Raw genomic sequence first — 23,381 nt, 5'->3', positions numbered from 1 at the left:
AAAATCAAGATATGAAATACACGAGACGGGGTCGATGGCTGGTATCGATCTTTTTTTTAACCTGTTTTACTAAATCGATTTATGCAACCGGAACCGTTGCGGATACGCTGGTTTCAGGGTGGGAGTTCTCACGCGTGGATGAAGGGATATGGCGTCCGGCTACCGTGCCCGGCACCGTACATACCGATCTGCTGGCCCTGCAACTGATACCCGATCCGTTTGTGGGTACCAACGAAAAAGCTGTGCAATGGGTGGATAAAAAAGACTGGCAATACCGGAAAAAATGGAAACTGACAGCCGCTGAACTGCAATACGACGTGCTGGAGCTGGATTTCAAAGGGCTGGACACCTATGCGTCTGTATATGTAAACGATCACCTGGTGCTGCAATCGGCCAATATGTTTGTGGAACAGGTGGTAAATGTAAAACCCTGGCTACGGGAAGGGGATAATGAAGTACGGGTACTTTTTGAAAGCGCAGTCAAACATGATATGCCCAGGTTCCTCAAAGACCAGGTGATTTACCCGGCCGGCAACGATGCCAGCGATATTCCGCTGAGCATCTATGCCCGTAAAGCGCCCTACCACTACGGTTGGGACTGGGGGCCTCGCCTTGTAACAGCCGGTATCTGGAAACCCGTACTGCTGAAAAAATGGAATAAGGCGACCATCCGTGATATATGGTGGCAACAGCAACAGCTGGATGCGGCCGCCGCCAGACTGAATGCTGTCGCTACAATAGAAGCGGTAAAGCCGGGGACTTACAGCATTAAATTGTCTACTCAACCGGGCAATACCACGAGGGTCACCACCACAAAAGTTACGTTGAAACAAGGCCGTAATACAGTGCAATTGCCCATACAGATCCGCCAGCCACAGCTGTGGTGGCCAGCCGGACTGGGGGCGCAGGCGCGTTATACGATGACGGCCGAGCTGCTGGATAATATTACCGTGCTCGATAAAGACCAGCAAAAGATAGGATTGCGAACCATTGAAGTGGTAAATAAACCTGACAGCCTGGGAGAAAGTTTTTATGTGAAAGTCAATGGCCGGCCGGTTTTCATGAAAGGGGCCAATTACATCCCGCAGGACAATTTTCTGCCAAGGGTTACTGCATCTACCTATAAAAAACTTTTTGATGATATGCAGGCCAGCCATTTTAATATGGTCCGCGTATGGGGTGGTGGTATTTATGAAGATGATCTTTTTTATTCCCTGGCAGATGAGAAGGGTATCCTGGTATGGCAGGACTTTATGTTTGCCTGCACGTTATACCCGTCTGATACGGCTTCCCTGGACAACGTAAAAGCAGAAGCCACCTATAATATTAAACGGTTGCGCAATCACCCTTCGCTGGCGCTGTGGTGTGGTAACAACGAGGTAGCGGTGGCTATTAAAAACTGGGGTTGGCAAAGCGGCTATGCTTATACCGATGCACAGTGGGCGCAATTGCAGCAGGGCTATGATCAGTTATTTAAAAACTTACTGCCGGCGGTGGTAAAGGAAAATGACCCCGGACGTTTTTATTTTCATTCTTCCCCTATCAGCAATTGGGGTAAGAAAGAAGATTTTACCAAAGGTGATAACCACTACTGGGGCGTATGGCACGGCATGGAATGGTTTGAAGCGTTTAACACACATGTACCACGGTTTATGAGTGAATACGGTTTTCAATCGTTCCCGGAAATGGCCACCATTGATAGTTTTGCCACCAGGGCGGATTATGATATTTATTCCAATGTGATGCAGTCGCATCAGAAGAGCCCTGCCAAGGGCAATACCGCTATCCGTACCTATATGCTGCATTATTATCAGGCGCCGAAAGACTTCCCGTCTTTTGTGTATCTCAGCCAGGTATTACAGGCGGAAGGAATGAAAGTAGCCATAGAAGCACATCGCAGGGCGATGCCATATTGTATGGGTACTTTGTACTGGCAGTTGAACGACTGCTGGCCAGGTCCTTCCTGGTCGGGGCGTGACTACTACGGCCGCTGGAAAGCGCTGCAGTACTATGTAAAAGACGCATTTACCCCGCTGTTGCTTTCCGGCGTTATCGAAAATAATCAGTTGTACCTATACGCGGTATCCGACGAAATGCGCGACCAGAAAGGGGATGTGGAACTGACCGTTGTTGACCTGGCGGGTAACCCTGTCTGGCAAAAAACGTTGCCCGGCGTAACGATGACAGCCAATGCCAGCCGGAAAATTTTCAGTGCAGATACCGCTGCCATGCTGAAAGGCAGGAATCCTGCTGAGGTAATATGCTATGCAGAACTGCGAATTGACAATAAGCTTATCAAGCGTAATATCATTTATTTTGCCCCGGCGAAGGATATGCCGATGGAGAAACCGGCTATCGCGGTCACTTTCGGGAAACAGGCAGCTGCAGATGGTAGTGTGCTGATGACTGTCCGGACAGACAAATTCGCCAGGAATGTTTATTTACAGTTGAACAATGCAGCCCCGGACGAGCGGTTTGAAGAAAATTACTTTGACTTGTTGCCTGGAGAAAGCCGTACCATCCGGATATACACCAGGCGTAATCCGGTGGACATCAAGGCAGGGTTGACGATTACGTCTTTGGTAGATACTTATAAAAAATGACTATGAGAAAATTATGGATGGCGTTGGGTTGTGCCTGGCTGGCAGTGAATGCAGCCAGTGCACAAACAGAAGAACCGCCGTATGTGCCGGAAACAGATCCGGTGGTGGTGCAAAAGCTGGATGAGTGGCAGGACTGGAAATTTGGGATGATCATTCACTGGGGGCCTTATTCCCAGTGGGGTGTCGTAGAGTCCTGGAGTATTTGCCCGGAAGATGAAGAGTGGATAGGGCGTAAATATCCGAAGATGCCTTATTTTGAATACCTGCAAAAATACCAGGCGTTGGGTAAAACCTTTAATCCTACCCGCTTTGCACCGGAGAAATGGGCCAGGGCCGCCAAAGAAGCCGGTATGAAGTACCTGGTGTTTACCACCAAACACCACGACGGGTACTGCATGTTTGATACCAAACAGACCGATTACCGGGTAACCGCTCCGGATGTGGCTTTCAGCAAAAATCCGCGTGCCAATATCGCTAAAGAGGTGTTTGAGGCGTTCAGGAAAGAGGGTATTCACGCCGGGGCTTATTTCTCCAAGCCCGACTGGCATTCCGATGCCTACTGGTGGAATTATTTCCCTCCCCGCGACCGGAATGTGAACTATGACGTTAAAAAATATCCGGAAAGATGGAACCAGTTCAAACAGTATACCTATAACCAGATTGAAGAACTGATGACCGGTTATGGTAAACTGGAGATCCTGTGGCTGGACGGTGGCTGGGTAAGACCGCTGAAACAACAGACCAAAGAGTCCCTCTCCTGGAGTAAAACGCTGCCGCAGGATCAGGATATAGACATGGGCCGTATCGCCAAAATGGCACGCAGCCATCAGCCGGGGCTGATTGTGGTAGATCGCAGCGTGCATGGGCCTTATGAAAACTATCGTACACCGGAGCAGCAGATTCCGGAGAAGCCGCTGGCTTATCCCTGGGAAACCTGTATGACGATGGGCAGCTCCTGGTCCTATGTACCAGATGACAAATACAAGCCCGTAGGTACACTGATCCACCATCTCGTGGATATCGTGGCTAAGGGCGGTAACTACCTGTTGAATGTGGGTCCGGGGCCGGATGGGGAGCTGCATGAAGCTGCCTATACCACCATGAAAGGCATTGGTGACTGGATGAAGGTGAACAGTGCGGCTATTTATGGTACCCGGGCGATAGCGCCGTATAAGGATGGTAAAGTATGTTTCACCCGTAAAAAAGACGGCAGTGTATACGCTATTTACCTGTTGGATGAGCAGGAGCAGCTACCTGCCACCATTGTTTTTAAGGGGCTAAAACCTGCCAGTCGGGCCTCTTTGCAGTTATTGGGAGCTTCCGGTAAGTTGATGTGGAAAACCGAAGGGGATACTGTTACCGTACATATACCTGAAAAGCTTAGGCAGCAGGCCTGGAATCACGCTGTCGCCATTCGTATAAGCGCTGTGGATAAGATGTGAAATTAATGTTGAAATAATGTGAATTAGTGTTAATTTACAGTGAATAAGAAAACAGGCCGCCGATAACCCAAGGCAGCCTGTTTTTCTGTTTTATAGGTAGATGTCCAAAAAGGTTGACTATGAACATGCAAACCCAAGTGAATAAGAACCCCCGGATTCTGCTGGCAGAGGATGATAAGGCATTGGGAGACCTCGTCAAAAGAAACCTGGAAAGCATCGGGTATCAGGTGGAGCACTGTATGGACGGGGAAGATGCCTGGGAAGAGTTTCAGCGAAGGCGGTACGATCTGCTGCTGCTGGATATTGTAATGCCCAAAAAAAATGGTTTTCAGCTGGCCAAAGAGGTGCGCAGCAAAAATACACTGGTGCCCATCTTCTTCCTGTCAGCCGAAAAAACCATGGACGCCGACCGCCTGGACGGTTTCCGCCTGGGAGCTGACGGCTACATCGTAAAACCTTTCAGCCTCCTGGAACTGCAAAGAAGGGTGAAAGCCTTTCTCAAATGGACCCGGCCCCCCAAAACGGAACTGCTGATAGGGCATATCGTAGGCGAACATACGTTCAACTACCGCAAAATGAAAGTATACCCCAAAAACAGCCAGACAGACTACGTCGCTACTTTTTCTCCTACCGAAGCCAAACTGCTGCGTTATTTCTTTAACCGGCCCAATGTTATAATCAAAAAAGATGAACTGCTGATGAAGCTCTGGGGACGGGATGACGTTACCTCCAGCCGCAGTATGGACGTATTTATCGGGAAGATCCGTAAACAGATAAAACTGGAGCCCCGGCTCACGCTGGAAACGATCTTTAACGTAGGTATGCGCCTCAATGTCCCTAAAGACCTCCTCCCACTGGAGAAAATTTCTATTCCCATCACCCCTAGTCAGACAAAACAATAGCGGTACCCGGCTATACCCCTGTTTTTCAGATTATATTAAATCGTAACTTTAGGCCGATGGAAACAGCGGCAGTTCAAAAATATAATCTCGACGAAGAGCAGGAAAAAAAGGAAATCGTCCGGCATTACCGCGCCTTGCTGAGGGCACTCAAACCCCGCTTGAAAAAAGGCGACCGGGAGCTGGTACGTACTGCTTTTGAAATGGCAGCGGATGCACACAAGGAAATGCGCCGTAAATCAGGCGAACCCTATATCCTGCATCCCCTGGCCGTAGCACAAATATGTGTGGAAGAAATAGGGCTGGGCGTACGCTCCGCCATCTGTGCCTTGTTGCACGATACCGTGGAAGATACGGAAGTAACCCTGGAAGATGTGTCCCGCGAATTTGGCAATGAAATCGCCCATATCGTGGATGGCCTCACCAAAATATCCACCGTTATTGATTCCAATACCAGCACCGCCCAGGCGGAAAATTTCAAAAAAATACTCCTGACCCTGGCAGACGACCCCAGGGTAATCCTCATTAAACTGGCCGACCGGTTGCATAATATGCGTACCCTCGACAGTATGAGCCGGGAAAAACAACTCAAAATAGCGTCTGAAACGGTGTTTATCTACGCCCCCCTGGCCCACCGCCTGGGATTGTACAACATCAAATCCGAGATGGAAGACCTGGCCATGAAATACACGGAACAACAAACCTACCGTGAAATTGCCCGTCGCCTCAAGGAAACCAAACGCGAACGGACCCGTTATATCAACGAGTTCATCAAACCAATCAAGGAAGTATTGCAGGAGGAAGGATTTACCTTCGAAATCTACGGCAGGCCCAAATCCATCCACTCTATCCACAATAAAATCAAAACCAAAGGGGTCGCCTTTGAAGAAGTGTATGACCTGTTTGCTATCCGCATTATCCTGGACTCCCCGCTGGACAAGGAAAAAGCTGACTGCTGGAAGGTATATTCCATCATCACGGACTTTTACCACCCCAGCCCGGAACGTACGCGCGACTGGCTTAGTAACCCAAAATCCAACGGTTATGAAGCCCTGCACGTAACGGTAATGGGCCCACAGGGTAAATGGGTGGAAGTACAGATCCGCTCCAAACGTATGAACGACTACGCCGAAAAAGGCGTGGCCGCCCACTGGCGTTATAAGGAAGGCTCTCCCAACCAGGCGCAGGAGTCTAAATTCGATCAATGGTTTACCCAAATCCGGGAAATCCTTAGCAATCCGGACTCCAATACGCTCGATTTCCTGGCCGATTTTAAAAGCAATCTCTTTACAGAAGAGATCTACGTATATACGCCCAAGGGCGACCTGAAAATATTGCCGGTAGGCTCTACCACGCTGGATTTCGCCTATGCGATCCATAGTGCGGTGGGGAACAAGTGTATCGGCGCCAAGGTCAACTATAAGCTGGTACCGCTCAGCCACAAACTGCGCAGCGGCGACCAGGTGGAGATCATCACCTCCAGCAAACAAAAGCCATCAGAAGACTGGCTCAACTTTGTACTGACCGCCAAAGCCAAGTCCAAAATCAAGGACGCGCTGAAGGAAGAAAAACGCAAAGTGGCCATGGATGGGAAAGCTGCGCTGGAGCGCAAGCTGGACCATATGAAGATCACGGCCAGCCAGCACAATATCAACGAACTGGTACAGTTCTACAAACAACCTTCCCCGCTCGATCTGTATTACCAGATCGCGGTAAAAAATATAGACCTGAAAGAGCTGAAACAGTTCTCCCTGCTGGGTGATAAGCTGGAACAGCCGAAGCCGGTCAAACAGCCGGAACACGTACCGGAAGAACATGTCAGACACCAGCTCCCGTCCAAAAAAGACGCGGAACTGATCATTTTCGGGGAAAGCTCCGATAAAATCGCCTATAAACTGGCCAATTGCTGCCGTCCCATCCCCGGGGACGACGTGTTTGGCTTTATCACCGCCAGCGAAGGCCTGAAAATACACCGGACCAACTGTCCCAATGCCGCCCAGTTACTGGCCAATTACGGCCACCGCGTGGTGAAAACCAAGTGGGTCAAAAACAGGGAAATCTCTTTCCTCACAGGGTTACGGATTATTGGTATGGACGATGTGGGCGTTATCCACAAAATCACCAATATCATCTCCGGTGAGCTGAAAGTCAATATCTCCGCACTGAGCATCGAATCTAAGGAAGGGCTTTTTGAAGGCCTCATCAAAGTGTATGTGCATGACAAAGAAGAACTGGATGAGCTGGTAGAAAGGCTGAAGAAACTGGATGGTATCCAGTCTGTACAACGACTCGAGGAATCGCAATTATAGTCTCGCAAAGCATTTTAAGTGAGCAAAGTAGCAAAGCTGTCTCACAAAGCATTTTAAGTGAGCAAAGGAACAAAAAAAGATAATACAATAATTTCAAATATCTTCTTTGCTCCTTTGCTCACTTAAAATGCTTTGCGAGAGAAATTTGATTTTGTGGTATTTCAGCTTAATTTTGCCACTTCTTTTAAAAGCAACCTCCGATAATTAATTAAATCATTATGGTAGACGTTTTGTTAGGCCTGCAATGGGGCGACGAAGGCAAAGGTAAAATTGTGGACTATTTTGCCGGCAGGTACGACGTAATTGCCCGTTTCCAGGGTGGACCAAATGCTGGCCATACCCTGTATGTAAACGGTCAGAAAGTAGTTTTACGCACTATTCCTTCCGGTGTGTTCCATGACAAAACCATTAATCTCATCGGTAATGGTGTGGTACTGGATCCGGTAGCTTTCAAAAAAGAAAGTGAAGACATCGCAGCCCTGGGTATTGACCTGACAAAAAACCTTTTTATCGCGGAAAAAACGCATATCATTGTTCCTACGCACCGTGCGCTGGACAAAGCTTCCGAGATCTCCAAAGGCCATGACAAAATCGGTTCTACCCTGAAAGGTATCGGTCCCGCCTATATGGACAAAACAGGCAGAAACGGCCTGCGCGTAGGAGATGTGATCTCCGCCGATTTTGAAACACTGTACGAAAAGCTGAAGCAGAAACACCTGCAGATGCTCTCCCAATATAACGTAGAAGGACTGGAAGCAGACATCGAAGCCTGGGAAAAAGAATTCTTCGAAGCAGTGCCTTTCCTGAAAAAAATGAACATCGTCAGCGGTGAATATTTCCTGAACGAAAAACTGAAAGCCGGCAAAAAAGTACTGGCAGAAGGCGCACAGGGAAGCATGCTGGACGTTGACTTCGGTACTTATCCCTTCGTTACTTCCTCCAATACCATTTCCGCCGGCGTATGTACCGGACTGGGTATTGCTCCGCAATGGATCAAAGAAGTAATTGGCGTTACCAAAGCGTATTGCACCCGCGTAGGTAGCGGTCCGTTCCCGACCGAACTGCACGACGCTACCGGTGAACAACTGCGTACCGCTGGTCATGAATTTGGCGCCGTAACCGGCCGTCCCCGCCGCTGTGGCTGGATCGACCTGGTTGCCCTGAACTATACCTGTATGCTCAGTGGCGTTACCCAGCTGGTAATGACCAAAAGCGACGTACTTGATGAGTTTGATGAAGTACTGGCCTGCACAGCCTATGACATCAATGGCCAACAAACGAAAGAATTGCCTTTCCAACTCAACGGACTGGATGTAAAACCAGTGTGGGAAACTTTCAAAGGATGGAGCGATAAGACTGCTACCTGCAAGCAGTTCAACGAGTTACCTTCAGAGATGAAAACTTTTGTGGAAGCAGTAGATAAATATCTGGGCGTTCCCGTGAAATACGTTTCCAACGGGCCGGGACGGGATCAGATACTGGAGCGCTAAACCACAAAAATTAAGGAAAAAAAACGGCAAAAAAAATTTGGCTAATCAAAAAAACTGTTAAAACTTTACGGCAAAGAAATAAGTGAACCTATTATGAAATCAAAATCTGATAAAGAGAAAGAGACGAAAAAAACTACTTCTCCTAAGACTGCAAAAGACGCTCCCAAAGCTGCGGCCAAGCCTAAGAAAGAGGTGGATGAAGATGATGAGGATGACGAGGATGAAGAGGAAACTACATCCAAGAAACCCTCAAAGAAATCAGATAAGTCAGCTTCCAAATCCAAACGTAAAAGCGACGACGATGAGGATGAGGATGGGGATGATGATGATATGGATGACATGGATGACGCGTGGGAAAAGGGCGAAGATGATGACTATGATCCGGACTTTGAAGAGTTCGACATGCCTAAGTCAAAAGGTAAACGTGGCCGTCCTGCCGGCGGTAGCAAAAAATCCGATGACGATGACGACCTGGGCCTGGACGACGAGTTCAAGGACATGGACCTGTTCAATGACCGCTTTGACGACGAGGACGACGATTTTTAAGGATTAAAAGCGATTAGTATCAGAATATTTCACATTTTTCCGGTCAACGATCAGAAAATATTTAAACAACAAATGTTGAATTGGGGTAACCAGTTCAACATTTGTTGTTTATTGGATAATAATAACTATCCATCTGACTATCATCGTTTTGAAGCACTGCTGGCCGCAGATGCACTGCAAACGCTGGAAGCCGACGCCGGTAACGCTTTCCCTGCGCTGGAAAAGTTTTATGCCAGGCATTCTGACTGGCTCTTTGGCCACCTGGCCTATGATCTCAAAAATGAAACAGTTCCCGGGCTGCATTCCCAAAATCCCGACGGTACCGGTTTCCCGGACATGCACTTCTTTCAGCCCCGGGTCGTTATCTTCCTGAAAAACAACGAAGCACATATCGGCGGTATTCACTTTACGGTGGAAGACGCCACCGCAGTGTACAGGGATGTAATTCGTATGCCCGTTACCGTTAATGCGCCGTCAGCGCCCCGCCTGTCTGCTTTACAGGCTCGCCTGAATCATACCCGGTACATAGATGCTGTAAAAGGCCTGCAGGCACATATCCTGCGGGGCGATTGTTATGAAGTGAACTTCTGCCGGGAGAATTTTATGGAAGACGCCAGCGTATATCCGCCTGCGTTATTCTCGCAGCTGAATGCCCTGTCACCTGCGCCGTTTGCGGCGTATTACCGTTTGCAGGACCGCTACCTGATCTCTTCCAGCCCTGAACGCTATCTGCAAAAAACAGGCAATACAGTCATCTCCCAACCGATCAAAGGTACCAGCAGAAAAGACCCTGATCCTGTGGTAGATAAGGCATTGCAGGAAGCGTTGCGCAACCATCCCAAAGAAAGAGCGGAAAATATTATGGTGGTAGACCTGGTACGAAACGACCTGTCACACACCGCTTTACGGGGCAGTGTACACGTAAAGGAGCTGTGCGGCATCTATTCTTTTGCCCAGGTACATCAGATGATTTCTACCATAGCGGCGGAAATGGCCCCTGGTACAAGGTTGACAGACATCCTGCAACATACGTTCCCGATGGGTTCCATGACCGGCGCTCCCAAAATCCGCGTGATGCAGCTGATAGAGGAATATGAGCAAAGCCGCCGTGGACTGTATTCCGGCGCTGTAGGCTATATCACGCCCGAAGGTGATTTCGATTTTAACGTGGTTATCCGTAGCATCATTTACAATGCCAGCCGGCAATACCTGTCCTTTCAAACCGGCTCCGCGATTACGTTTTACAGCAATCCGCAACTGGAATGGGAAGAATGCCTGCTCAAGGCTGCCGCGATGGTACGGTTATTTGAATAGTTGCTCCATAGCTTCCCCGATAGTAGGGTAGGAGAACTGGAACCCGGTATCCTGTATTTTCCGGGAAGAGACATTTACACTTTTTAAGATTTCCACACTCATTTCACCCAGCGCCAGTTTGAGGGCAAATGCCGGCACATAACTGGTGATGAAACTGTTGCCTTTGGCGGCACGGGCCATGGTGAGCATCAGCTCTTTATGCCGTACAGGCTGCGGTGCTACAGCATTATAGATACCTTCCAGCTGATCGTTGACGATCGCATTAAAATACAGGCGGACCAGGTCCTGTATATGAATCCAGCTGATATACTGATCGCCTGAGCCAAGCACGGTAGCAAAACCAAATCTCAGCGGTTTATAAAATTCTTTCAAGGCACCTCCTTCCCGGCTCAGTGCAATACCGGTACGAAAAATGACCAGCTTCTTGTCTAGTGCCGCTACCGGCGCAATACTCTGCTCCCAGGCCAGGGTAGTACTCCCCAGGTAATCGGTCGCCGGCGGGTCTGTTTCTATGAATGCACGATCACTGCTTTCTCCGTAATAACCGGTAGCAGAGGCGCTGATGACTTTCCTGATTTTATTGGGATGGGTTTGCAGGGCTTTGACAATCAGTTCGCTGCTTTTCGTACGGCTCTCCAGGATTTCCCGCTTACGGGCTGCCGTCCATCTTTTCTCGCCTACGTTGGCGCCTGCCAGGTGGACAATATAGTCGGCCTCCTGCAATGCATTGATATCTATTGTCTGTTGCGCCACATCCCAGGCGGCATAACGGACATCCCTATTGGTACCCTGCTCCGGTTTCCTGGTAAGGATAATTACTTTATAGCCGCGCTCCAGCAGCAGACGGGTCAATGCCGTTCCAACCAATCCCGTACCGCCGGTTATCAAAACGCTCTCCATCAGGTTATCTGCTTTAAAAATATTTTATTAAAAATACACAATAAATCCAGCCTTTTGGTATTTAAGTAGAGACGTGATTTACATCATGTAAATTGCCGCAGTAATTTCTGATTTTTAATGTAAGTTTGAAAATGACGCGGTTGTTCGCGTCGGCTACCATTTTCAACAGCATTATCGAAACTTCATTAGAGTATGCACATGCTATACCGCTTTCAACTGTTACTCCTACTACTCTTCGCCGGTAGTGCCGCAGTAGCGCAGAAAATTTCCTATTCTGAACCGGAAAAAGATGATTACAAAAGCACCGAATTTGAAATCATAGGTAAGGTGGGTGGCAATATACTCGTGTATAAAACTGACCGGGGCGACTATTCCGTGTCCGTGTATGATGGCGATATGCAGCTGAAAGACCGGGTAAAACTGGACTTTCTCCCCAGGAAAGTGATCAGCATGGACTTCGTGGCTTACCAGGATAAAGTCCTGATGATCTACCAGTTCCAGCGTAAGGATGCGGTGTACAGCTTCTGCGCCACCATGACGCCGGAAGCCCGCTTTAATGAGGCGCCTGTCCTGATCGACTCTACCCGTATCGGTATGTATTCCAAGGAGAACAAAGTATATTCCCTGGAAGTGTCTGAAGACAAACGCCGTATCCTGGTGTATAAAATCAACCAGGATAAGGAAGACAACAACGTATTTTATACTTTCCTCTACGATAGTGCCATGGCGCTGGTCAACAACAGCCGCCTGTCGCTGCCCATGGCCGGCCGGAAACAGTTCCTCAGCAATTTTAACCTCACCAACGACGGGGACCTGGTGCTGAATAAGCTGGAACGTACATCCAACCGCGACTATGTTGTCAGTGGCAGCATGGTGATGAAGCGTGCGCTGGTAGACAGCTTTGAAGTATCCGCCCTCTCCTTTAAAGGTCAGCTGCTCGATGAAGTGAAAATGAAACTGGATAACAACCGGCATACCGCCCAGATCACCGCTTTCTATTACAAACAGAAACGAGGGAACGTGGAAGGCATGTACCTCTATAAGTTCGATTATCAGAACAACAAACCGGTATATGAAAAGTCCGTCGTGTTTTCCAATGAACTGAAAATGAATGCCCGCGGTGAATCCAATACCTCTGCCGCTTTCAATGATTACTTCATTCGCAAGATTATTAATACCGCCAATGGCGGCTTCCTGCTGACAGCGGAATCATTTTATACTTCTTCCCGCTATCAGCCCTGGAACCGCTGGAATTATATGTACGGTTCCCCTTATGGCGGCATGTATTCCCCTTATTATTATTCCCCGTATTCCCCGTTGTATTATAACCCCTGGTACTGGAATAACTCTCAGGGGGTGCGGTATCACTACGACAATGTGGCTGTCCTGTCTTTCGATGAGGAGGGCAACATGCAATGGAATAATTTCGTACGTAAAAGCCAGTACGACGACAATGCAGACCTGTATCTGTCTTACCTGATGGTGAACATCGGCAGTGAGCTGCGTTTCCTGTACAATGAGCTGGACAGGCGAGCCTATATGCTTACAGATGTGAGCCTGGCGCCGGGGGGAAAAGTGACCCGTATGCCTACGCTGCGTAACCTGGATAAGGGTTTCACCTGGATGCCCAGGTACGGAAAACAAATCAGTGCCCGGACGGTGTTAGTGCCGGTAGTTTATAGAAACTATATTTGCTTTGCTAAAATTGACTTTTAATCACACCTTTGCACTGTGATACGTTTTTTCCGTTCAGGCAATCCGCTTACGGTATTGCTGTTGCTGATATACACATTACTGGTTAAGTTCTACTATCTGTTGCATCCTGTCACCTATATGGCGGACGGGTCTGAAGGCCTTTTGTATAACCTGCTGGTCAGGTGGCTGCATGTGTTTACCGGTGGTAGTCCTTTCCTCTTTACCTCGCTGGCGGTGATGCTGATCCTGCTACAGTCTTTGTTGCTGACCAAGATCATCAACCATCACCGGTTGTTTCCCAAGCCCACGTATTTGCCGGCGATGTGTTACCTGCTGTTTACTTCCCTGTTACAGAGCTGGAACGTCTTTTCTCCCGCCCTGCTGGTGAATGTGATTATGCTGTGGGTATTTTCCAGTATAACGGAGCTGTACACACGGACTTCCGCCCGGGATGTGGTGTTTAACATCGGTTTCGCCCTGGGTATGTGTGGATTGATTTATTTCCCTTCTATTATATTCTGTTTGCTCTTGCTGGTAAGTTTGCTGATTATGCGGGCTTTCCGGCTGGCGGAGTGGATTATCGCCATTCTTGGGTTGATCTGCCCGATATACCTGATGGGTACTTACCTGTTTCTGACCAACCAAATGACGGTGTTACGGCAGATTCCCAATATAGGGCTGTCGTTCCCGCTGATCACGGATTATAAAGTATGGGGCGCCATGATTGCCTGTCTGCTGTTTTTTGTGCTGGGATGGCTGCTATTGCAACGTCCGCTGATGAAAATGCTGATACAGGGGCGTAAAATATGGGCGGTGCTGATTGTATATGTGCTGGTAGCCATGCTGGTGCCTTTCTTCAACGTACATTTCTCTCCCGCTTATTGGGTGTTGGCGGTATTACCGGTGGCAATGTTTGCCGGTAATGTATTCTGGTCTGTTACCAATGAAACTTTCGCCAACGTTATCCACTTCGTTGTGCTGGCGTATATGATCGTCATGCAATATTTCAGTTAAACTGCTTTTTTAAGTAATTGGCCGCCAGTAATTTGTTAAATCAGGATGAGCGGCAATGGAAAATTGCAATAGGAAAAGTAATTTTGTCCTTTCCCAGTGGTATTTAAATGATGTATAAATATCATGTGAATGATGGGGAAGATGATTTATAAAGCATTTTTTACATATAAACACAAAACATTTTCAGATGAAATTTGGTGTTGTCACCTTTCCGGGCTCTAACTGTGATCATGACATGATTGATTCCCTGCGCAACGATCTTGGCCAGGAAGTAATAGAGCTGTGGCATAAGGATAAAGACCTGAGCGCATTCAGCACAACAGATTGTATTGTATTACCGGGTGGTTTTTCCTATGGTGACTACCTGCGTTGCGGCGCTATCGCCAGGTTCAGCCCTATGATGCAGAGCGTGATCGAATTTGCCAACAAAGGCGGTCGTGTGATAGGTGTATGCAATGGTTTCCAGGTACTGTGCGAAGCGGGTCTGCTTCCGGGCGTACTGCTGCGCAACCAGAACCAGCAGTTCATCTGCAAAAACATCTTCCTGAAAAGTGAAAACAATGTGGCTTCCCTCACCAAAGACGTGACCGGTCGTCCGCTGATGATCCCCATTGCCCACGGAGAAGGCCGTTACTATGCTGACGACGCTACCCTGGACGAGCTGGAAAGAAACAAACAGATCCTGTTCCGTTACTGTGATGAGTTTGGCAATGTTCTTGACACTGCTAACCATAACGGCGCCATCCGTAACATCGCAGGTATCTGCAATAAAGAAAGGAATGTATTTGGAATGATGCCTCACCCGGAAAGAGCTACCAGCAGAGCGCTCGGTAACACTGACGGGCAGCTGATCTTCCAAAGCCTGATCAATAACAACAATTAATCAATCATCAATCCAATCAACCAACCAATTAAAAAGAAAAGCATGAAAAAATTACTCACAGCACTGGCTCTGTTCGCCCTGCCTATCCTGGCAAGCGCTCAGATAGAGAATCCGGTTAAATGGAGCTTTACCTCCAAAAAGGTAAATGCCACCACTTACGAGGTGCACGCTACGGCTACGATCGAAAACGGCTGGCATTTGTATGCACAGGAAGCAGGCGAAGGCCCGGTTCCTACCAGCTTCAAATTCACTAAAAACCCGCTGGTAACTGCCGATGGTAAAGTGAAAGAAAATGGTAAACTGCACAAATCTTTCGACAAAAACTTTAATTCTGAACTGAAATACTACGAAAACACTGTCAACTTTGTACAGACGGTGACCGTTAAAGGTAAAGCTGCCACTAAAGTGAAAGGTTCTGTAGAGTTCATGGTGTGCGACGACCACCAGTGCCTGCCTCCGAAGGAAGTGGAATTTGCCGTAAGTGTGGGAGGAAAATAATTGCACACGGTAACCAAAAATATGTCTTATACGATGAACGAGTTCCTCCAAAAGGAGCTCGTTGTCGTTTAATCTACTGTATATTATTTAAAGCCTATTGACTATATGAAGCATTTGCTTTCATTGCTGATACCGGTCTTTGCACTCTTTGCCTTTACAGCCAGCGCGCAGGACCAAAGCCCTAAGCCTGTTAAATGGGAGTTCTCCGCCGAAAAGAAAAACGATCAGGAATATATTCTCCATGCTAAGGCAACGATAGAAAAAGGAGCGCTGTTGTTCTCCACTACTATGGGCAACGATGACCCGAATACCCGTTTCGCAGCTGATAGCGCCACCAAAACTACGGTGGGCGCCATTGCCGAAAAAGGTAAGCTCGAACAACGCAAAGAGCCGTTGTTCGATAACCTGGACATCAAATATTTTGAAAACGAAGCGGAGTTGCTGGTGGAAATCAAAGGCACGCCTGCTTCCGGTAAACTCAAAGGAACCGTAACCTACATGGTGCTGAAGGGAGAAGAAGTGCTCCCGGAAGAAACCACATTCGATGTGGAAGTAGCGCCTGCCGCCAATGGCAGCGCGGTAGCCCCTGCTGCTGACGGCGCCTCCCAGGGCGATGTGGCGGAAGATGATGCTTCCAATAAATCCCTGATGTGGATATTCCTCGCCAGCTTCGGTGGTGGTTTCATTGCGCTGATCACGCCCTGCGTGTTCTCCATGATCCCCATTACAGTAAGTTTCTTCACCAAACGTAGTGGTACAAGGGCACAAGGCATTAAAAACGCCTTCCTTTATTCCCTGTCTATTATCGTTATTTACACCCTGCTGGGCTTCCTGATCACCAAAATATTTGGCGCCAGTGCGCTCAACTCCCTCGCGAGCAACGGTATTGCCAACATGATTTTCTTTGTGATCTTCCTGTTGTTTGCCTTCTCCTTCCTGGGGGCATTTGAAATTTCCCTGCCCAGCTCCTGGGCCAACGTGTCCGACTCCAGGGCAGGTATGGGCAGCTTCCTGGGTATCTTCTTTATGGCGCTTACCCTGGCTATCGTATCCTTCTCCTGCACCGGTCCTATCCTGGGTAACCTGCTGGTACTGGCGGCCAAAGGGGGTAACTCCGGCCCGCTGGTAGGTATGTTCGGCTTCTCGCTGGCACTGGCTATTCCTTTCTCCCTGTTTGCGCTGTTCCCCAGCCTGCTGAATAAAATCGGCAAATCCGGTGGATGGCTCAACGCGGTAAAAGTGACCCTGGGCTTTGTGGAACTGGCGTTGGCACTGAAATTCCTGTCCAACGTGGACATGGCTTACCACTGGAACCTGCTGGACCGTGAGATCTTCCTGGCGCTGTGGATCGCTATCTTCGCCCTGCTGACGCTGTATCTGATCGGTAAGCTGAAGTTCAGCCACGACAGCGATGTGCCTTTCCTGACCGTAACCCGCCTCTGTTTTGCGATCGCTACCTTCACCTTTGTGATCTACATGATCCCGGGTATGTGGGGCGCTCCGCTCAAAGGCATTAGTGGTTTCCTGCCGCACGAAGGTTCACAGGACTTTAACCTGAACAAATCACTGGTAGATATACAGGCATCCCTGGAAAGCGGCGGTGGCGGCGGTGGAAACACCGGTAGCCATGCCAATGCCATCAAGCCGAAGAAGCTGGTAGATATCCTGCACTCTGAAATTCCGGGTGTGGAAAACGTGTTCTTCGACTATGAAGAAGCGCTGGCAGCCGCTAAAGCGGCCAACAAACCGCTGATGCTCGACTTTACCGGTCACACCTGCGTGAACTGCCGTAAGTTCGAAAAATCAGTGCTGTCCAATCCGGCGGTAATGAAGGTGCTGCGTAACGATTTCATCGTAGCTTCCCTGTATACCGACGAAAAAACTTCCCTGCCCGAAGCAGAACAATATGTTTCCAAATTTGACGGCAGCAAAATCAAAAACGTGGGCCAGAAAAACCTGGACCTCGAAGCCACCCATTTCAAACGTAATTCCCAGCCTTATTATATTCCGGTTGATCTGGAAGGTAATGCCCTGGTGAATAAAGGGTATGGCTATGATCCGAAGGAAGATGCCAATGCATTTATCCAATACCTGGAAAGTGCAAAAGCAGAATTTGCCAAAAGACAGAAATAATTTGCGGATTTATTGATTTACGGATTTTGAGATTTCGTGAATAAAAAGGGAAGACCGAAGCGGACATCCGCTTCGGTCTTCCCTTTTTATCCAATTTCATGATCCCCGAAATTCGTAAATCCGTAAATCAAAAAATCCCTAAATGATATAGTTGGCTAATTCTTCCGCCTTGATTTTCTCCTGCTGGCCGGTGTTCAGGTTTTTCACCGCGATTAGCCCTTCCTGGAGCTCTGCATCGCCGAGGATGATCACATAGGGAATATCTCTTTTGTTGGCGTATTTAAGCTGTTTATCCATTTTGGCGTTCTCGTGGAACAGTTCCGAGGCGATGCCCCTGGCGCGCAGCTGCATCATATAGTTGAAGCAGGTGCGGGCACTGGCTTCGCCCAGGTTGAGAAACAGTACTTTGGTGGACTGCCGGGCTTCTTCCGGGAACAGCTGCAGTTCTTCCAGTACGTCGTAGATACGGTCTACCCCGAAGGAGATGCCTACGCCGGAAATGCCTTTCAGACCAAAGAGGCCGGTGAGATCGTCGTATCGTCCGCCGCCGCCGATGCTGCCCATTTTTACGGTAGCAGGGGCTTTTACTTCCACGATCATACCCGTGTAGTAATTGAGGCCGCGGGCCAGGGTAACGTCAATTTCCGGGGTGGTATTGAAGGTGCCGAAGCCGGAGTTGAGCACGAAAGACAGTTCCTCGATGCCTTTAAGGGCAGTAGGGGAGGACTGTAACAGCGTTTGCAGCTGCGCCAGTTTTTCCTCGCTGGTACCGCTGATAGCCAGGAAGGTTTCGATGGTATCGATATCCGCATCCGTGAGACCTCTGGTGGTCAGTTCCTTGCGTACGCCTTCCGCGCCGATTTTATCCAGTTTATCGATGGAGATGGTAATATCCGTGAGCAGTTCCGGTTTACCGATTACTTCGGCGAGGCCGCTCAGGATTTTACGGTTGTTGATACGAAGTTCGTAGCCTTTCAGTCCCAGTTTGGTGAGTACGGTGTCGTAGATAAGGAGCAGTTCTACTTCATTGAGGAGGGAATTGCTGCCTACCACGTCGGCATCGCACTGGTAAAACTCGCGGTAGCGGCCGCGTTGGGGGCGGTCTGCCCGCCATACCGGTTGCATCTGGTAGCGTTTAAAGGGCAGGGCCAGTTCGTTTTGGTTCATCACCACATACCGGGCAAAGGGGATGGTGAGATCGTAACGGAGGGCTTTTTCAGTGATGGCGCTCACCAGTGATTTGGTATCGGTGGCGGCCTGTGTTTTAGGGAATATATCTCCGTTATCGAGGATTTTAAACATGAGTTTATCGCCTTCCTCGCCGTATTTGCCGGTGAGGGTGGAGAGGTTCTCCATAGCGGGAGTTTCGAGTGGCTGGAAGCCGAATACTTCAAATGTTTCGCGGATGGTCCGGAAAATATAGTTGCGTTTTCTGACTACTACAGGGCCAAAGTCGCGGGTTCCGTTGGGAATACCGGGTTTTATCATCTTCAAAAAAAATTATAGTGGTGGTGATTATTCCTGGTCCGTGATGTTTTTACAGGCATCATAGATCAGTTGATATACAGGGGCAAAGAGGGCGTCGTCGAACCAGGGGTCCGGTACGTCCTGGTCATCTGCCAGCAAATGTCGTACTTTGGCCTTATCCGCTTCATGACGGGCTTTTTTCAGTACGTCACGGTAGTTATTATGGTCCATGACGTAGATGCGGTCAAACCGGTCAAAATCGGCCGTTTCAAACTGCCGGGCGGCGAGTCCGGAGATATCCACGCCCTGGCGGCGGGCTTCCCGGACAGCGCGGTGGTCGGGCGCATGGCCTATATGCCAGTTGCCGGTTCCAGCCGAATCAATTTGCCAGTCCAGTCCCCTTTCTTGTGCAAGTTGCCGCATAATACCTTCCGCCAGGGGAGAGCGGCAGATATTACCCAGGCATACCATCAGTATCTTCATTGTATCAAAGAATTGCGTATCAGGCCGCAAACCTACAAGTTATTATGGAAATGTTCATCTATTTGCATCTTTTAGACAACAAAAGCGGTCGGTCCGGCTGTTTTTGCTTTAACAAAGGGTAAGGCTATGTCAACTATAAACCGCAGAAAATGATGAAACTTTAAATCAAAAAATTACAACATGTTGAAAAAATGCCTCAATTTGCGTTTCAATGGGCGTCCGGTAAGGGTTTTGCGGTATTTTTTTAACATTCTTCTAAAATTACCAATTCAAGATTAAAAAATATTTTTTTGTATAATTGTAATTCGCAAGATGGAAATGCAAGACGAACAAACACACAGAGAAGGCAGGTACAGGCCAATGGGTGAACTGATAAGAGGCATCTTCTTTATTCTTTTCGGGCTTTTCGCCATATTCGCGGAAAGGCTGGGACTGGGTGAATTCCGTATATCCCCGCAATGGATGATGATTTTAGGGATCGCATTAATGGTATATGGGGCTTTCAGGGTATTTAATGGTATCCGGAAGTTATTTTTTAACAGGAATTAAAGAGAGGAAGCTATGTTTTTCAGTTTTACTAAAAAGTATGCTGTATATTTAACAGCTTTGACACTATTGGCGGCATGTGGTCCTAATCCGAATGCGAAAAAACTGGATACGGGTACGGAGGGTGAGATAAAGATCAGTGTGGATGAAACGTATAAGCCGTTGCTGGATTCAGAAATCAAGGTTTTTGAATCGCTGTATCCCAAGGCACATATTATTCCGACTTACAAACCGGAAGCAGAATGCTTTAAAGATCTTTTAAACGATAGTGCCCGCATGGTGATCGTGACGCGCGATTTCAATGCCGCGGAGCGTGATTATTTTAAAAAGATAAAGATCACCCCGCAAAGCCTGTTGCTGGCGTGGGATGCGCTGGCGCTGGTAGTGAATCATGCTAATCCTGATTCCGTTTTAAACATGGACCAGGTGCGCAGCATCATGGATGGCACGAATAAGGACAGAAAATGGCAACTGGTGTTTGATAATGCCAACTCAAGCACCGTCCGTTATATACAGGATTCCATCAATAAAGGTAAACCTTTGCCAGCCAGCACCATGGCAGCCAAGACTAACCCGGAAGTGATAGATTACGTCGCCAAAAACAAGGACGCAATCGGTGTGATAGGCGTGAGTTGGATCTCTGATCCCAGCGATTCTCTGGCCCTCGCATTTACCAACAAAGTGTCCATTGTAAAACTAAGAGCGGATAATGGTTCAGATTTTGTATTGCCTTATCAGGCTTACATTGGTATCGGATCCTATCCATTAAAACGTGGCTTCTACTTTTGCTTGAAAGAGCCTTACCATGGGTTAGGCTCGGGATTTGCTACCTTCCTCGGTAGTTATGAAGGACAGCTTGTAATTAAGCAGTTCCGCTTATTCCCCGCGAGATTGAACGTAGTGTTCCGGGAAGCCAACCTTAATTAGTAAATACACAACTAAAAACTAAAACCAGATTGCAAATGAACAGACGGAAAAGTTTACTCGTAGCATTGCTGTGCGCCGCCTCCGGCAGTGTGATGGCTCAATCTGTGCAGGATGGGTTAAAAGACCTGTATTATGGTAAAAACCTCTCCGCAAAACAGACTTTTGAAAAAGTAATTGCTGCGAAACCTGCTGACGACAAAGCTTATTATTACATGGGTATAGCACAACTCGCCATGGAAGATGTAGCCGGTGCTACTGCCACCTTCCAGAAAGGGTTGGCGGCCGTGCCAACTTCTGCTTTATTGCAAGCTGGTATGGGTCGTATCGATCTGATCAAAGGCGATGCTGCTGCTGCTAAAACCAAATTTGAAGCGGCTACTGCTGCTACCCAGGGCCGTGACGGCGATGTCGCCCGCGCTATCGCTGATGCCAGCACTGAAGTAAAAGGCGGCGACCGCGCTTATGCCCTCACTGTTATGGACAAGCTCCTGAACAACGAAGGCCGTAAGAAAAAAGATATGTACACCGCTACAGCGGCTGACTATATCGAACAAGGCGATGCTTATCGTTACCTCGGCGGTGAAAATGGTGGTAAAGCGATTGCTGCTTATGAAAAAGCACTGGAGCTGGATGCCAACAACGCTGAAGCTGTAATGAAACAAGGCCTGGTAAACTACAACGCCCGCCTGAAAGCGGAAGCCGTAGCTGATTGGACCAAAGCTACCAATATGGACCCGAACTATGCTCCTGCTTTCAATGAGCTGTTCCTGTTCTATACTACGCCTAAAAAAGACCAGCTGTCCTGGGAAAAAGCCGCAGAATACCTGGAAAAATATATGGCCATCGCCGACCCTGCGGATAAAACCAAAAACGAATACCTGGCCGCTTCCGTAGCCTTCTTCAAAAAAGACTATGATGGCGCTATCCACAAAGGACAAGCTGCTATTCCAAGTGCCAACGAATTCTATAAAAATAAATTCAGCCTGCTGGTAGGTGATGCTTACCTGCAGAAAGGCGACTCCCTGAATGCGAAGAAAGTAATGGATGATTACGCGCAGGCTGTAGGCGAAAGCAAACTGGACTCCAGTGACTACAAATTGCTGAGCACTATCTACCTCCGCCTCAAATCTTCCGATTCCGCTACACAGGCCGGTTACACCGATAAAGCCCTGGGTTACCTGGAAAAATTCGCTTCTTCCACTACCGCTAAAGATCCGGAAACTTTTACCCAGATCGCTGACGCACTGAAAGCCGCCAGAAAATTCGAGCAGGCTGCTGACTGGTACGACAAGGCGAATGAGCTGCGTGTAGCCAACAAAGAGCAACTGCAGGCGATCGACTTTTTCAACGTCGGTATTAACTACTACTATGCTGGTGTGAGCGTATCTCCTTATGATACTGCGCTGATTAATAAATCAGATGCCGCTTTTCAGAAAGTAATTGACGCTAAACCGGAACTGGGTACCGGTTACTACTGGAGAGGCCGTGCCAACTTCGCGAAAGATCCGCAGGCACAATCCGGTATCGCTAAACCTTTCTATGATAAATACATAGAAATCACCGAACCACTGGGTATTGAGAAAAACAAATCTACCCTGACATTTGCCTACACTTACGAACTGCTGTACTACTACTTCAAGGAAGATAAAGCCAATGTTCAGACATGGTCTGATAAACTGGTAGCTGTTGATCCGAATAACGTAACCGTTAAACAGATCAAAGAAAACATGGCTGCCCGTGAAAAAGCGCCGGCTAAACCAGCAGCTAAGCCAGCGGCTAACAAAAAATAATAAAACTGCTTGTCATATGAAGCCCCGGGCCGTTATCGGTCCGGGGCTTTTTGTTTGGGGGGAGTAGGCTGTCAGATTGGCATTTTATATCTTGTTTACGGGAGAGGAAAGATAATGGGTAATCAGCCACTGACGAAGATATAGGAAGGCATTTCCAGGTATAAACATAGTCGGTGGGCATTATAGGCTATAGATGCGCTGTTGTTGCTATCTGCTTTGACTATTACTGGCGCCCAAAAAATATTACCGGTAAGATCTTGACAAAATGGCCGGTCTGCGTGGTGGTAAAAATGTATTTATATTTATAATAATTGTTATATTTAACGGTTGGCTTGCCGGGTATTTCCTTTATCATAGTGTAATAAGCACAATAAGGCTGTAGGCACTTGTTTTGCGGCGAATGAACCGGGGATTGCCGGAATGGTTTCCCTGGTTTCCGGTT

Annotated in this window: 18 protein-coding genes; 15 read left to right on the top strand and 3 right to left on the bottom strand. The window is 48.2% G+C overall.

Annotation, left to right across the window (positions count from 1 at the left end; all coding sequences use genetic code 11):
- The first annotated feature begins 11 nt into the window (after nt 1-11).
- From ICL07_RS10670 to ICL07_RS10640, 7 genes are all read left to right on the top strand, one after another.
- The gene (locus ICL07_RS10670) at nt 12-2,603 is read left to right on the top strand and encodes a beta-mannosidase (RefSeq protein ID WP_188087887.1); all 2,592 of its coding nucleotides are present in this window, start codon (nt 12-14) and stop codon (nt 2,601-2,603) included.
- Between the two features lie 2 nt (nt 2,604-2,605).
- Nucleotides 2,606-4,045 (top strand): alpha-L-fucosidase, encoded by a 1,440-nt coding sequence (locus ICL07_RS10665; protein WP_188087886.1) that lies wholly within the window; start codon nt 2,606-2,608, stop codon nt 4,043-4,045.
- 119 nt (nt 4,046-4,164) lie between these two features.
- Nucleotides 4,165-4,947: a response regulator transcription factor gene (locus ICL07_RS10660; protein ID WP_188087885.1), complete on the top strand. Its 783-nt coding sequence runs from the start codon at nt 4,165-4,167 to the stop codon at nt 4,945-4,947.
- 56 nt (nt 4,948-5,003) lie between these two features.
- The gene (locus ICL07_RS10655) at nt 5,004-7,253 is read left to right on the top strand and encodes a RelA/SpoT family protein (protein WP_188087884.1); all 2,250 of its coding nucleotides are present in this window, start codon (nt 5,004-5,006) and stop codon (nt 7,251-7,253) included.
- Between the two features lie 218 nt (nt 7,254-7,471).
- On the top strand, nt 7,472-8,743 hold the full coding sequence (locus ICL07_RS10650; protein ID WP_188087883.1) for an adenylosuccinate synthase: 1,272 nt from the start codon (nt 7,472-7,474) through the stop codon (nt 8,741-8,743).
- Nucleotides 8,744-8,836: 93 nt separating this feature from the next.
- Complete coding sequence (locus ICL07_RS10645) at nt 8,837-9,289, top strand: hypothetical protein (protein ID WP_188087882.1); 453 nt, start codon at nt 8,837-8,839, stop codon at nt 9,287-9,289.
- A 72-nt stretch (nt 9,290-9,361) separates the two neighbouring features.
- Nucleotides 9,362-10,603, top strand: a complete 1,242-nt coding sequence (locus ICL07_RS10640; RefSeq protein WP_188087881.1) for an anthranilate synthase component I family protein — start codon at nt 9,362-9,364, stop codon at nt 10,601-10,603.
- Here the strand turns inward: ICL07_RS10640 and ICL07_RS10635 are convergent.
- On the bottom strand, nt 10,592-11,503 hold the full coding sequence (locus ICL07_RS10635) for a TIGR01777 family oxidoreductase (protein ID WP_188087880.1): 912 nt from the start codon (nt 11,501-11,503) through the stop codon (nt 10,592-10,594). The genes ICL07_RS10640 and ICL07_RS10635 overlap by 12 nt on opposite strands.
- Nucleotides 11,504-11,695: 192 nt before the next feature.
- Between ICL07_RS10635 and ICL07_RS10630 the strand changes: the two genes are divergently transcribed.
- The 5 genes from ICL07_RS10630 (at nt 11,696) to ICL07_RS10610 (ending at nt 17,726) form a co-directional block, all read left to right on the top strand.
- Entirely contained in the window at nt 11,696-13,219 is a 1,524-nt protein-coding gene (locus ICL07_RS10630) for a hypothetical protein (protein WP_188087879.1), read from the top strand.
- Nucleotides 13,220-13,234: 15 nt separating this feature from the next.
- A complete protein-coding gene (locus ICL07_RS10625; protein ID WP_188087878.1) occupies nt 13,235-14,212 on the top strand; it encodes a hypothetical protein in 978 nt (325 codons plus the stop codon).
- A gap of 187 nt (nt 14,213-14,399) precedes the next feature.
- Nucleotides 14,400-15,095, top strand: coding sequence for a phosphoribosylformylglycinamidine synthase subunit PurQ (purQ, locus tag ICL07_RS10620; protein WP_188087877.1), 696 nt, complete (start codon nt 14,400-14,402; stop codon nt 15,093-15,095).
- Nucleotides 15,096-15,137: 42 nt separating this feature from the next.
- A complete protein-coding gene (locus ICL07_RS10615) occupies nt 15,138-15,593 on the top strand; it encodes a protein-disulfide reductase DsbD domain-containing protein (protein ID WP_188087876.1) in 456 nt (151 codons plus the stop codon).
- Nucleotides 15,594-15,698: 105 nt separating this feature from the next.
- Complete coding sequence (locus tag ICL07_RS10610) at nt 15,699-17,726, top strand: protein-disulfide reductase DsbD family protein (protein ID WP_188087875.1); 2,028 nt, start codon at nt 15,699-15,701, stop codon at nt 17,724-17,726.
- Nucleotides 17,727-17,864: 138 nt separating this feature from the next.
- Here ICL07_RS10610 and hisS read toward each other — a convergent pair whose 3' ends face one another.
- Together hisS and ICL07_RS10600 are read right to left on the bottom strand one after the other, a co-directional pair.
- Nucleotides 17,865-19,214: a histidine--tRNA ligase gene (gene hisS, locus ICL07_RS10605; RefSeq protein WP_188087874.1), complete on the bottom strand. Its 1,350-nt coding sequence runs from the start codon at nt 19,212-19,214 to the stop codon at nt 17,865-17,867.
- Nucleotides 19,215-19,241: 27 nt separating this feature from the next.
- Nucleotides 19,242-19,676: a low molecular weight protein-tyrosine-phosphatase gene (locus ICL07_RS10600; protein WP_188087873.1), complete on the bottom strand. Its 435-nt coding sequence runs from the start codon at nt 19,674-19,676 to the stop codon at nt 19,242-19,244.
- 312 nt (nt 19,677-19,988) lie between these two features.
- On the opposite strand from ICL07_RS10600, the gene ICL07_RS10595 reads away from it, so the two are divergent.
- The 3 genes from ICL07_RS10595 to ICL07_RS10585 are packed head-to-tail and all read left to right on the top strand — an operon-like array spanning nt 19,989 to nt 22,939.
- Nucleotides 19,989-20,225: a hypothetical protein gene (locus ICL07_RS10595; RefSeq protein WP_188087872.1), complete on the top strand. Its 237-nt coding sequence runs from the start codon at nt 19,989-19,991 to the stop codon at nt 20,223-20,225.
- A gap of 57 nt (nt 20,226-20,282) precedes the next feature.
- Nucleotides 20,283-21,149, top strand: a complete 867-nt coding sequence (locus ICL07_RS10590; protein ID WP_188087871.1) for a substrate-binding domain-containing protein — start codon at nt 20,283-20,285, stop codon at nt 21,147-21,149.
- A gap of 35 nt (nt 21,150-21,184) precedes the next feature.
- Nucleotides 21,185-22,939 carry a tetratricopeptide repeat protein gene (locus ICL07_RS10585; RefSeq protein WP_188087870.1) on the top strand — a complete coding sequence of 585 codons (1,755 nt, stop codon included), beginning with the start codon at nt 21,185-21,187 and terminating at the stop codon, nt 22,937-22,939.
- Nucleotides 22,940-23,381: the final 442 nt, after the last annotated feature.

The organism is Chitinophaga qingshengii (assembly GCF_014529935.1).
Lineage (GTDB): Bacteria > Bacteroidota > Bacteroidia > Chitinophagales > Chitinophagaceae > Chitinophaga > Chitinophaga qingshengii.
The sequence above is the reverse complement of the archived record's forward strand: the minus strand, read 5'-3'. Positions and strand labels throughout refer to the sequence as shown.

Coding starts and splice junctions, on each gene's coding strand:
- ICL07_RS10670 (WP_188087887.1), top strand. CDS start 12: ATGAAATACACGAGACGGGGTCGATGGCTGGTATCGATCTTTTTTTTA.
- ICL07_RS10665 (WP_188087886.1), top strand. CDS start 2,606: ATGAGAAAATTATGGATGGCGTTGGGTTGTGCCTGGCTGGCAGTGAAT.
- ICL07_RS10660 (WP_188087885.1), top strand. CDS start 4,165: ATGAACATGCAAACCCAAGTGAATAAGAACCCCCGGATTCTGCTGGCA.
- ICL07_RS10655 (WP_188087884.1), top strand. CDS start 5,004: ATGGAAACAGCGGCAGTTCAAAAATATAATCTCGACGAAGAGCAGGAA.
- ICL07_RS10650 (WP_188087883.1), top strand. CDS start 7,472: ATGGTAGACGTTTTGTTAGGCCTGCAATGGGGCGACGAAGGCAAAGGT.
- ICL07_RS10645 (WP_188087882.1), top strand. CDS start 8,837: ATGAAATCAAAATCTGATAAAGAGAAAGAGACGAAAAAAACTACTTCT.
- ICL07_RS10640 (WP_188087881.1), top strand. CDS start 9,362: ATGTTGAATTGGGGTAACCAGTTCAACATTTGTTGTTTATTGGATAAT.
- ICL07_RS10635 (WP_188087880.1), bottom strand. CDS start 11,503: ATGGAGAGCGTTTTGATAACCGGCGGTACGGGATTGGTTGGAACGGCA.
- ICL07_RS10630 (WP_188087879.1), top strand. CDS start 11,696: ATGCACATGCTATACCGCTTTCAACTGTTACTCCTACTACTCTTCGCC.
- purQ (WP_188087877.1), top strand. CDS start 14,400: ATGAAATTTGGTGTTGTCACCTTTCCGGGCTCTAACTGTGATCATGAC.
- ICL07_RS10615 (WP_188087876.1), top strand. CDS start 15,138: ATGAAAAAATTACTCACAGCACTGGCTCTGTTCGCCCTGCCTATCCTG.
- ICL07_RS10610 (WP_188087875.1), top strand. CDS start 15,699: ATGAAGCATTTGCTTTCATTGCTGATACCGGTCTTTGCACTCTTTGCC.
- hisS (WP_188087874.1), bottom strand. CDS start 19,214: ATGATAAAACCCGGTATTCCCAACGGAACCCGCGACTTTGGCCCTGTA.
- ICL07_RS10600 (WP_188087873.1), bottom strand. CDS start 19,676: ATGAAGATACTGATGGTATGCCTGGGTAATATCTGCCGCTCTCCCCTG.
- ICL07_RS10595 (WP_188087872.1), top strand. CDS start 19,989: ATGGAAATGCAAGACGAACAAACACACAGAGAAGGCAGGTACAGGCCA.
- ICL07_RS10585 (WP_188087870.1), top strand. CDS start 21,185: ATGAACAGACGGAAAAGTTTACTCGTAGCATTGCTGTGCGCCGCCTCC.